General features: G+C 56.6%; 9 protein-coding genes and 1 pseudogene. 5 read left to right on the top strand and 5 right to left on the bottom strand.

What is annotated here, in order from left to right; genetic code table 11:
• Positions 1 to 126: 126 nt before the first annotated feature.
• Positions 127 to 690 (bottom strand): sugar O-acetyltransferase, encoded by a 564-nt coding sequence (locus tag AC5ZG5_RS44885; protein WP_456647024.1) that lies wholly within the window; start codon positions 688 to 690, stop codon positions 127 to 129.
• Positions 691 to 893: 203 nt separating this feature from the next.
• On the opposite strand from AC5ZG5_RS44885, the gene AC5ZG5_RS44880 reads away from it, so the two are divergent.
• A complete protein-coding gene (locus AC5ZG5_RS44880) occupies positions 894 to 1025 on the top strand; it encodes a hypothetical protein (protein WP_456647023.1) in 132 nt (43 codons plus the stop codon).
• A gap of 483 nt (positions 1026 to 1508) precedes the next feature.
• A pseudogene (locus AC5ZG5_RS44875) lies at positions 1509 to 2203 on the top strand (NAD(P)/FAD-dependent oxidoreductase); the annotation flags it as partial.
• Positions 2204 to 2521: 318 nt separating this feature from the next.
• Here AC5ZG5_RS44875 and AC5ZG5_RS44870 read toward each other — a convergent pair.
• Positions 2522 to 3358: a shikimate dehydrogenase family protein gene (locus AC5ZG5_RS44870; RefSeq protein WP_456647022.1), complete on the bottom strand. Its 837-nt coding sequence runs from the start codon at positions 3356 to 3358 to the stop codon at positions 2522 to 2524.
• A 142-nt stretch (positions 3359 to 3500) separates the two neighbouring features.
• Positions 3501 to 3716, bottom strand: a complete 216-nt coding sequence (locus AC5ZG5_RS44865; RefSeq protein ID WP_456647025.1) for an ATP-binding protein — start codon at positions 3714 to 3716, stop codon at positions 3501 to 3503.
• Positions 3717 to 4638: 922 nt separating this feature from the next.
• Between AC5ZG5_RS44865 and AC5ZG5_RS44860 the strand changes: the two genes are divergently transcribed.
• From AC5ZG5_RS44860 to AC5ZG5_RS44850, 3 genes are all read left to right on the top strand, one after another.
• Positions 4639 to 4923 (top strand): hypothetical protein, encoded by a 285-nt coding sequence (locus tag AC5ZG5_RS44860; protein WP_456647021.1) that lies wholly within the window; start codon positions 4639 to 4641, stop codon positions 4921 to 4923.
• 1147 nt (positions 4924 to 6070) lie between these two features.
• Complete coding sequence (locus AC5ZG5_RS44855; RefSeq protein ID WP_456647020.1) at positions 6071 to 6961, top strand: transketolase; 891 nt, start codon at positions 6071 to 6073, stop codon at positions 6959 to 6961.
• A gap of 303 nt (positions 6962 to 7264) precedes the next feature.
• Entirely contained in the window at positions 7265 to 8230 is a 966-nt protein-coding gene (locus tag AC5ZG5_RS44850) for a transketolase family protein (RefSeq protein WP_456647019.1), read from the top strand.
• Here the strand turns inward: AC5ZG5_RS44850 and AC5ZG5_RS44845 are convergent.
• Both AC5ZG5_RS44845 and AC5ZG5_RS44840 read right to left on the bottom strand, forming a co-directional pair.
• Entirely contained in the window at positions 8162 to 9007 is an 846-nt protein-coding gene (locus AC5ZG5_RS44845) for an SDR family NAD(P)-dependent oxidoreductase (protein ID WP_456647018.1), read from the bottom strand. The two genes, AC5ZG5_RS44850 and AC5ZG5_RS44845, sit on opposite strands and share 69 nt — an antisense overlap.
• A gap of 143 nt (positions 9008 to 9150) precedes the next feature.
• A partial coding sequence (locus tag AC5ZG5_RS44840; RefSeq protein WP_496165547.1) for an SDR family oxidoreductase occupies positions 9151 to 9926 on the bottom strand: 776 nt, incomplete at its 5' end.

Genomic DNA, 9926 nt, shown 5'->3' with positions numbered 1-9926 from the left:
CGACGGCATCGAGGTCATCCAAATGCCGGCAAACCACGCCGCCTGATCACCTCATCACCCAAAATTCCGCATAGCTCCAATTAGGGCTGCACGCAAAGCTGCTTAGCTGACGAGTAGGTTTCGCGCTCATCCGGAGATTTCTCGGATCACGCGACAAGGGTTACCAGCTGCAAACACTCCGGCTGGAATGTCACGTGTTACGACACTGCCTGCACCGATCACAGTACCTGATCCGATGGTCACGCCAGGCAGGATAATTGCCCCGGCCCCCACCCATACGTCTGATCCAATCTCAACCGGCTTTCCGTACAGCTGCTTCCGGCGAAGGGCAGCATCAAGTGGATGCATCGAGGTCAGGATCTGGACTCCTGGACCAAAAAGCCCGTAGTCACCTATACGAACCCGGCAAACATCAAGCACTATGCAGTTAAAATTGAAAAATACTTGCACGCCTAACTCTATGTTGGAACCGTAATCGCAGAAAAAGGGTGGCTGTATCCACACAGTGTCTCCGCCTTTTCCGAAAATATGTTTGCAAAGGTTCCGACGCAGATCTTTGTCCGCCTCACTGGAGGAGTTTATCTTCTGGCACAAGCCTCTTACCCTGTATCTCTCTGCAACAAGAGAAGGATCGAGAACATCGTAAAGCTGTCCGGCCAGCATTTTTTCACTTTCGGTGCGCACGTTCATTTTTAAAATCTCAGACTGTACATAGTGTGCGTTTATCTGGTCTCTGATTCCGGGCTCCACCTACTGGCAGGACGTGCTTATCGTCCCGGAGGGCGAGGAACGAAGGCGACGAGAGATAAGCTCGCCGGATTTGTTCCAAGGCAAGCGGTGCTAGGTTCTCTGTCAACAAGCGAAATAGGGAAGGAATAAAATTGGACACTTTAATGGCTGCTATTTGGCGCTTTCATGGCATCGCGGTTTTCGCCACCAAAGCACTGTTAGTTCAAGCCACGACTGACAAGACTTCAATTCGAATATTGCTGCCGGACGTCGGCGCAGCCGGAAATCAGGTGTGACAGAGCGAGCCTCCACCCGTCGCGTTGAAATCGTTCAGGAATTAGGCTGGCTTAACGGTGCTACTTTTAGGCTGTGGATCAGGAATAGGGGGCGTCCCATGGAAAATGATGGCCCCAACCTCTGATCAGCGGCCTCGCTAGCACCGTCCTGCGCCATGCGAACAAGCGAGGAACACGGTGCACGGATTTTGCACGGATATGCACGGATGTTCCTACCCTGTTCTACCCGTGTGAAGGGAACGCGCTCCCGCTGAGCTATGCGGCCGGGACATCGGCGCGGTCGGAAGCCGGAAACGGCATCCGATCGGAAACGGCCTTGCAGCCGGACCCCGCGATTTACGAAGGGCAGGGGCGGGGGTGTCAAGCCAAAGCCGACCCTAAAACCGTCAAAGAGCCTGATGCCCCTGCTGGCGGGCGCGGGAAGCGTGGGATTGCAGCGCCCGGATGCGCTCGGCGAGAGTTCCGCCGCCTTCGGGCAGGCCGCTTACAGCGGGAGTGAGGATTTTCACTCAGAGTGAGGTCTTCACAGCCCGCGACACCGGCTCGCGCTGGACGATCGGCACGGCAAAGGGATCTGTGAACGCTGAGTGGGTGATCGTTGCCACCGACGCTTACGGCAAGGGACTGTGGTCGCAGGTCCGGCAGGAGCAGATCCATCTACCCTATTTCAATTTCGCCACGCGGCCCTTATCGGACCATCTGAGGGCCTCCATCTTGCCCGAACGGCAAGGAGCATGGGACACAAGGGAGGTGCTTTCCTCATTTCGCTTCGACCGCTCGGGACGTCTGGTGTTCGGCAGCGTTGGTGCTCTTGAGCGCATTGGCGCCTCGGTCCACCGGGCCTGGGCGGTGAGGTCGCTGCGCAGGCTGTTTCCGCAGCTCGGTGACGTCGAATTCGAAGCCGGCTGGTTCGGCATGATCGGGCTGACGTCGGATAACCTCCCGCGCTTTCACAAGCTCGACCGCAACGTGGTCGCCTTCAGTGGTTGCAATGGCCGCGGTATTGCGCCTGGGACTGTCTTCGGCAGTGTGCTGGCGTCCTATGTCCTCGGCCAGGTTATGGAAAAGGATCTGCCGCTTCCGGTCGCTGCCGTCGAAGAGCGACGCTTTCGTGTCGCCCGTGAGGCCCTCTACAGAGCGGGGCTCAGCTTGTTCACCTGACCGAAGCGCGGCTCTGATTCGGCAGCTATTCTCCGTGCGCGCTGTGGGGTAGTAGCCCCGCACATCCTTCTGCTCCTCGATCTCCTCGCGTTCTTGTCGGGCTAACGCGCCTAACGGGTATTTCAGTGCGCCCCAACGGCGCGGATCACCATTGGCGATGGTGCCGCCCACCATCGATCACCAACCCAACAATGCCAGCTATCTCAGCGGCGACTCTCGCTACCTCGCCTTAATGTATCGCTCACACATATTTCAAATTTTTCAAATTTCCTCGCTCTGAGTTTACTACGCTCGGTCCGATATGTTGTGGGCAGCATTTGGCGGCGCCCTAAGCGTTATGCGGCCGTCACGCGTGCGACCGCCGCCGGAGTGTAGTCACCGTCAGGAAAACGAAAGAATTCGCGCATCGCAGTCAGTTGGTTGTCCATCATCACTATACCCGGTTGCACGTAGCAGCCGCGCTCCCGCGCGGCAGCCAACAGCGGGGTAATCTCGGGATGGACTACGACGTCTCCGACCAATGCCTCAGGCACCAGATCGGTGCAGTCGATCGAGATCGGATCATCCGGTTTCATCCCGATCGGACTGGCATTCACAACGAGATCGTATCCCCGCGCCGAAGCAGCCGAGGTCCCGGAGGGTATTCCGGCCGCCTCTAATCGGCTCGCCAGATCGCTCGCGCGATCGCCCGCGATATCAGAGACATGAACAGAGGCAGCCTTCGCCTCTGCAATGGCGAAGGCGATCGCAGTGCCAGCCCCTCCTGAACCAACCACGAGCGCGCGGCGTCCTTCAACGCGTTGACCTCTGCTCAGCAATCCCTTGACGAAGCCGATGCCGTCGAGAATGTCTCCACGCCAGCGGCCGTCCTCGTCACGCCGCATGACGTTCACAGACTGCACGTGACGTGCCCGTTCTGTAAGGATGTCCGCATGATGCACCGCCGCGAGCTTATGCGGGATGGTGACGATCAGACCTGCCATGTTTTGGATCGTTCGCAATCCCGTCAAGAAGGTCTTCAATTCGGCGGGGTTGACATGCAGGGGGACGCAGACGGCATTGAAACCATTTGCACGAAACAGAGCGCTCCAGACTTCCGGTGCGCGAACCTGCCGGATCGGATCTCCAACGATGCCAAGGATTTGCGTCGAGCCATCAACGATCTTGTGCATCAGGCGACCTCCTCGGCCGTGAGCAGGTAGGCGAGGTCGTAGGTCGCTGAATGCTTAACTGGGGCCTTCACGGCCTCCTTGAGCAAGACGAGCACGGCAGGAACGGCCGCCGTCAGCTCAGGACGACCCGTGCCCTCCACCCTCACGACAGCGTCGCAAATGTCTTTGCAGTCTTGGCGCTCAGGTCGTTTTCGCGTGTTTTCATGCCGGTCGTATCGGGAGCGCGGGCGCCAAGATGTGCGCCGCTGATACTCTTGGAGATGCCATCGCGGCAGGCTCCGTTGCCCGGCGCGCAGTCCAGCCAGGATTTGCCGGTGCCGATCGGGCCGAGGATGACGAGACGATTGTGATCGCGGATTCATTTGCAGGTGGCGACGTTTTGGAACAGTGAGCGGTCGAGACCACGAGCGGTCCTATCTCGACATGCTCCATAGCTGCGGCTTGCCAGAGCGCGAGAAGCTTGCGGGCGACGCCATTGCGTCGTCCCACCTCGAAGATATTCGCACCCTGCTCAAAACCTCTCCGCCACTATTCGGACCTTCTCCCCGCCCTCCATCTTCGCGGGCGGCGCTTCCCCCGTGATCAGCTCGACGCAACGCTAGTCACTTTCCTGCTTCGCATAAAGCATGGCATTTGCCATCGCTGCACCTCTACCGGGTCGTCGGCCCGGCTTCCAGATCGAACGCCATCCTCCAGGCGTGACAGATGTCAAAGCCGTCGCTGGGCGAACGACTGCGGCACGCGCAAGAAAGTGCAGCAGAGCGTCAATTGCCCGGACCGCACTTTCAAGTACCCCAAGCAATCGGCGTGCCAAGGACGTTGTGCAGGCCCTGCTGAGGGGTAAAAGCATGCGCTTCGCGCCACGCCTTCGGAATACTTGAGCATCAGTCTCGAGTTGCGGACATTAAGTCTTGAACCGAACAATTCTGAACACGGCAACCTAGAGCGATCGTCAGTTCGTTCAGGGAGGTCATGGCGTGCCTTAACGAGCGAGCGCTGCGCTGATGCGTGAGACGCTGGCGGGCTTCCAAGCACTGGCGCGGGCGATCATCACAAGCTGCTGGGGAGACGAGACGAGTCCTAACGGGTAACCGTCCGCGGTGTCGCCGACATCGCTGTCGCGCTCACCGCCGGCGTCTGGTTACGGCCGACCGCCGCGCATATTGTCGTCAAGTTGATCCTTTGAGCTTCTTCGTGCCTGCAAGAAATGGGTCCTCGTGATCGCCATTGTTCGTTGCAGTCGCCACCTACTGACTTGGCCATGATCAAGGAGAGTTGGAATGCTGCGCGGACGAATTAGATCTGCAATTGGGCAGCGAGGCGAAGACGAAATTGCCGTCGTCAGGTTCCCGAGCTGCAGCGGTTTCTGGACAAGAGGAGACGAGGTCGAAGCCATGCCTGACGTGCGGCCGCAAAAAAAAATGGATTGCGCGCTCGCTATGATTGCCGGAGGACGCTCGATGAAACAGGTTTGCGAGCTTCTGAAGGTAGCGCGCTCAAATTTGGCGGCGAAGCTTGCGGAGCGTGCTGATTGGCAGGATAGGCGCTCGGTACTGAAATATTGATCATGCGGGCCTCATTGAAAAAAGTCGGCGGGGCCACGCCGACACTTGCCAGGTTATGGTTACCTCGCGCGTGGGTCTGCTTCGCTGCGAACAGGAACGGATATGCGTGGCTCCAGTTGAAAGACCTTGACGCGACTAGATCGCCTTTCATGCCGGAGCTTGATGCGGCGACGGCCGCGTAACCTCGCCATCGTGTTCGAACGTCATAGCGATCAGCATCCCATCGCGCGCTGAGATACACTTCTCGTGCGCATTTCACCGCCGGACTAAATTATCGTTGCGAGGCGGTCTCCGGACGTATGGGGGCAACAGCGTCCTCGGGACCGGATACCCCTCCGCAAATCGAATGACACCAGGTAATGTTCCGATACCGAGCCGTTCGATCGCCAGGTCGCATAGGGACATCCTCGGGCAGACACTCGAGTTTAGTACGAGAGGGCGCCCGTCGTCATTGGACCATCCGGATTGTCGTGTCCAACCGTGTCCCGTTGAAGACGTGGACGTCTGGAGCCCGACAGTAGGCTCCAACTGTTCCGCCGATGCTGCAGCGAAGCACATGCTGTTGACTTATTAAAGCAAGGCTCGCGCGACCTCCTTTGCGGCACGCCGATTGCTGGAACACGGTGAATGAGCCGTTACGACCATTGCGGTTTCCAGCCAATGGCTCAGGAGTTCATATGGAACGTGCTCGATTGATGCAAATCAATGCATAGGCTCTGCACCATTGAGTACGGTCTCGCCGATTGAAGCATTGCGGCGTGCATCGCGGGTGCCGCTGTTCTATGCGCAGCAGCGGTGTTGGTTCCCATCGCATCCGGAGGGCGGCAGGAACACCTGTCGGATCCAAATGGGGCGTCGGCTTCGCGGCCAGCCAGACAAGTCGAGTCTGCAGCCGGCCTTTGACATGTTGGTGCTACGTCATGAGGTGCTGCTACTGTCGCGAGGACGGTAACGAGCCGTTCCAGCAGATCGGGCCGGCGGAGGTCGGCCTGGCCGTGAAGAACCGAAACGCTCGGACACCAGGAGGCGAAGCTCTCGCCGCTGGTGCGTCAAAAAGCAGAAGCGAAGGTCGAGACAGGGGGGTGAGCCGATGGGGCTTTGCTGTCCGATAGTTGCCCATGCGTCAAATTTGTAAGGCCTTGAGCGTATGGACCAGATCGCGCCCCGCGAAACCGCTACGAAACTCCCATCAGCTATGGAAATGCAGAGGGAAGATGAATTGATCTGCAGCTCACTTCGTGCCCGCACTGTAGGCGCGATTCGAAATGCCGGCGGTGGACATATCGGTTCCTCTCTTTCGCTGATCGAGATCCTCTACTGCTTGTATTGTCGATTTCTGCGCATCGATCCACTGAAGCCAAACGACCCCAACAGAGATCGCTTCATTTTGAGTTCTTGCCAAGGTGCAGTGGCGCTCTTTGCGATGATGGAGCATCGCGGCTTCTTGCCGTCCTTTTCGCTGGAGCGCTTTCTTGCGCGCGGCTCTGAACTGACAATGTTCCCAACAATCAGCATAGCCGGTGTCGAGATGACGGGTGGATCTCTTGGACACGGGATCGCGTTTGGAATCGGAACAGCGTTGTCCGCAAAAAGGCTTGGCCAATCCTATTTGACCGTCGCGCTTATTGGTGACGGAGAAATGAATGAAGGATCGATCTGGGAAGCCGCCTTAGCTGGCAGTCATCTCAAGCTGGGCAATCTACTTGTCATCGTGAACCGAAATCGCCTACAGATAGACGGCCCAACCGAATCGATCATGACCCTTGAGCCTGTGGCTGAGAAATGGAAAGCGTTTGGTTGGGATGTGCAAGAGGTAAATGGACACTCGATATCTCAAATCGTGCACGCGCTAAACTTAGCCAGAGCGAACGCTGAAACTTCCGCACGTCCGCAAATCCTGATTGCGCATACGACCAAGGGGCGTGGTATCTCCTTTATGGAGAATTCAGTGGAATGGCATTACCGAGTTCCCTCTGAGGCGGAGTACGGTGCAGCGATGCGAGAACTCGGAGTTCGTCGGCTCATTGGCGCTCAATGACACGGTCGACCGCTGCAGATCTGGCTAGGGCGCATTGGGAGACGTTGAAACATCAAGAGTGGCGCTCGTCCGGACTTCTGGCGGAATACGTTAAGCGATTTTGCAGACGCTGGAACGAGACGGCATGGCCGGGCCGGACACAATGTTTCCCTTCAAAGGCTCGGCTCGTCACAACATGTGGCGCAGCTTGCCGCGGTTCCGACCTCAAGCAGGGTCACTTACATCACCGGCTGCACCATCGACTGCAATGGTAGGCGGGCGATCGGCGGGCTCTAAATTTCAGTTAGGGAGGAGCGTCACACTGTGTCGAGCCAACTTGATCTTCGTTGCGCGTTCACAGCTGCGCTCATAACAAAAGCAAAGGCAGGGAACGCCTTCACCCTAATTTCTGTCGATTCGAAGAAGTCATCGCTGGTGGAGCAAATAGAAACGGACTATCCAGCTCATTTTCTTGACCTCGGGGTTATGGAGCAGTGTGCGGCTGGTGTGGCCGCCGGACTGGCCAGCTGCGGGCACAAAGTATTTATCGTGGGCATAGCCTCGTTTATTACAATGCGTGCCTACGAGCAGATCCGCACGCTTGTATCACATGGAAACTACGACGTTAAACTCATAGGCTTGTGGTCTGGCCTCTATTACACGTTCCAGGGGCATACCCATGTTCCTCACGAGGATATTTCGATCATGCGTACGTTAGACAATGTGTCCGTTTACTGCCCGAGCAGTTACCTGGACATGCACAATATCGTCGATCGTCTATTTGCAGAACGCGGCTTCGCTTATGTACGTGTCGAGAACCCCTTCTTGCCAGCGAGCATGAGAGAACATGGCAGTGAGGACTCCGATCTAGACAGGCTGCAGACCCTACGGCGAGGACACCGTGTAACAATTCTGAGCACGGGCCGTGGTCTCTTCGCGGCAACCGATGCCGCTGATTTGCTCAATGAAAAAGGTATCAGCTGCAGCATTCTAAATGCAGTTCGCCTGTGGCCGTTCGACAAAACAACTCTTCTTCGCGCGCTTAAGACAACGGATATACTCGTCACCGTCGAAGAGCACGGAAGAGTCGGTGGACTAGCCAGCATTGTTTCGGAGATCCTGGTTCAGCATAACATAACTAACGTCAGGTACTTGCCATTCTCGGGCTCCTCGAAATATCCGAGTAACCTTCAATACGAAGACGCCCTCGATGGTTTTGGATTAACCGGTGCCGGAATATCGAGCGCCGTTGCTCAGTTGATCGGAAGGGCTGACACGCGAGTCCGCTAGCGCATGTTCAAGCCGCCGTCCACGCTTATCGTGTGTCCGGTGATTGCCCGACTCTTGTCGCCACTGGCGAGAAAGAGTACTGCCCTCGGCGATATCCCGAGCCTTACAGAAGCTGTTTAAAGCCAACTGGCGCAAAACCGATTGTCTCTGGTCCTCGTCCAGGAGAAGCATTCCTCCTTCTACTGCCCCGGGCGCTATGCAATTAACGCGGATGTTGAATTCTGCCAGCTCTCGTGCCAGCGATTTGGTTAGGTTATGGACGGCCGCTTTTGACGCGGAATAGTGGGCGCCAGAATTGCTGTACGGGAACCTATTTGAACTTGCGCTTGTGCTTCCAATGAAGCCCATCACCGAACCAATATTTACGATATTGCCCGAGCGCTGCTGAAGGAAATACTCAGTTGCGACCTTGCAAGTCACGAATACGCCGTTCAGATTCACGCCGATCACTTTCTCCCACTCGTCAAAACTCACCTCCCAAATGCGCGCCCTTTTTGAACCGTCGCGCTTCGGTGAGATTCCCGCCGCGTTCACCAATAGATCCAGTCGGCCCTCTTTTTCAAACAATTCCGCGAAAGCTCTTTTCACTTGGTCTTCTCTACAAACGTCGCCCGACAAATAGATCACCTCCTTGGGCAGGCAGTCGAACTGTTCCGATGGAGGAAGTCGATCGAAAATTGCTGTACGATAGCCCTCATTGCACAAGGCGGTCGCAATACTTTGTCCAATATTGCCGGAGCCGCCCGTGACAATTGCAACCTTTCGATCAGTGATCATTTTCTAGGACCTTCAGCTTTTGTCTGAATGACAATCGAACCAATTGAGGCCACATGCCCGTTGCATCCGCCGTGTTGAATATCTCTACAGATACATATCCAAGATAGGCCAAGCCCTCTAGCGCTCGAACAACGGATACACTCTTAGCGCCCACCCGACACAGGGATCAGTGAGCCCGAGATATAGCTTGCAGAGTCGCTAACGAGAAACGCGACCAGTGCCGCGACTTCCTTCGAAGTGGCGGCTCGGCCGATGGGGATCGTTGACAGGATCCGGCTGTAGACTTCGCGCGGCACCGCATGTGCCATTCGCGTTTCGGTCAGGCCTGGCAAGAGCGCATTGACAGTTATGGAGTACGGCGCAACTTCCTTCGCCAGACTGCGAGTAAGTCCGAGTAAGCTCGCCTTGCTCGCTGCATAGGGACTACCGTTGAGCAAGCCATCAGTCGCTGCTATCGAAGAAATATTGATGATCCGTCCCCACCGTGCATTCTTCATCGGAGTAAGGGCAACTTTCGTTGTAAACACAGCTCCAAATACATTGGCGGAGAAAACGTCGATCCACGTCTGATTGGTTTGGCTTTCAAAAGCAGCAACGGGACAGTGAACTCCCGCATTGTTTACTAGAATGCTTGCGTGTCCCCAACGTGCTCGCAACGTATCAAAGGCAGAGCTCACGGCTTGGTAGTTGGAAACGTCCAACCGAAGCGTCAGTAGCCGATCTTGGTTCGCCCCCACGCTTTCGCGCAGCTTCTTTGCCGCCGATTCGTCGCTGTGAAAGAAGGCGCACACCTTGGCGCCATTCTCTAGAAGAAGCGATGTGACGGCGCCTCCTATGCCCTGTGAAATGGACCCCGATTGTGGGACCACGTGCTTAGTTGGAAGGGGCTGCTCCGTTTGATAGACGGAGCGCATGATGA

The organism is Bradyrhizobium sp. Ses1 (genome assembly GCF_059512365.1).
This window is presented reverse-complemented; position numbering and strand designations above follow the sequence as displayed.

Bases quoted from the DNA above. Each gene is read 5' to 3' on its own strand.
- AC5ZG5_RS44885 (WP_456647024.1), bottom strand. From the start codon at position 690: ATGAACGTGCGCACCGAAAGTGAAAAAATGCTGGCCGGACAGCTTTAC.
- AC5ZG5_RS44880 (WP_456647023.1), top strand. From the start codon at position 894: ATGGCTGCTATTTGGCGCTTTCATGGCATCGCGGTTTTCGCCACCAAA.
- AC5ZG5_RS44870 (WP_456647022.1), bottom strand. From the start codon at position 3,358: ATGCACAAGATCGTTGATGGCTCGACGCAAATCCTTGGCATCGTTGGA.
- AC5ZG5_RS44860 (WP_456647021.1), top strand. From the start codon at position 4,639: ATGCTGCGCGGACGAATTAGATCTGCAATTGGGCAGCGAGGCGAAGAC.
- AC5ZG5_RS44855 (WP_456647020.1), top strand. From the start codon at position 6,071: ATGGACCAGATCGCGCCCCGCGAAACCGCTACGAAACTCCCATCAGCT.
- AC5ZG5_RS44845 (WP_456647018.1), bottom strand. From the start codon at position 9,007: ATGATCACTGATCGAAAGGTTGCAATTGTCACGGGCGGCTCCGGCAAT.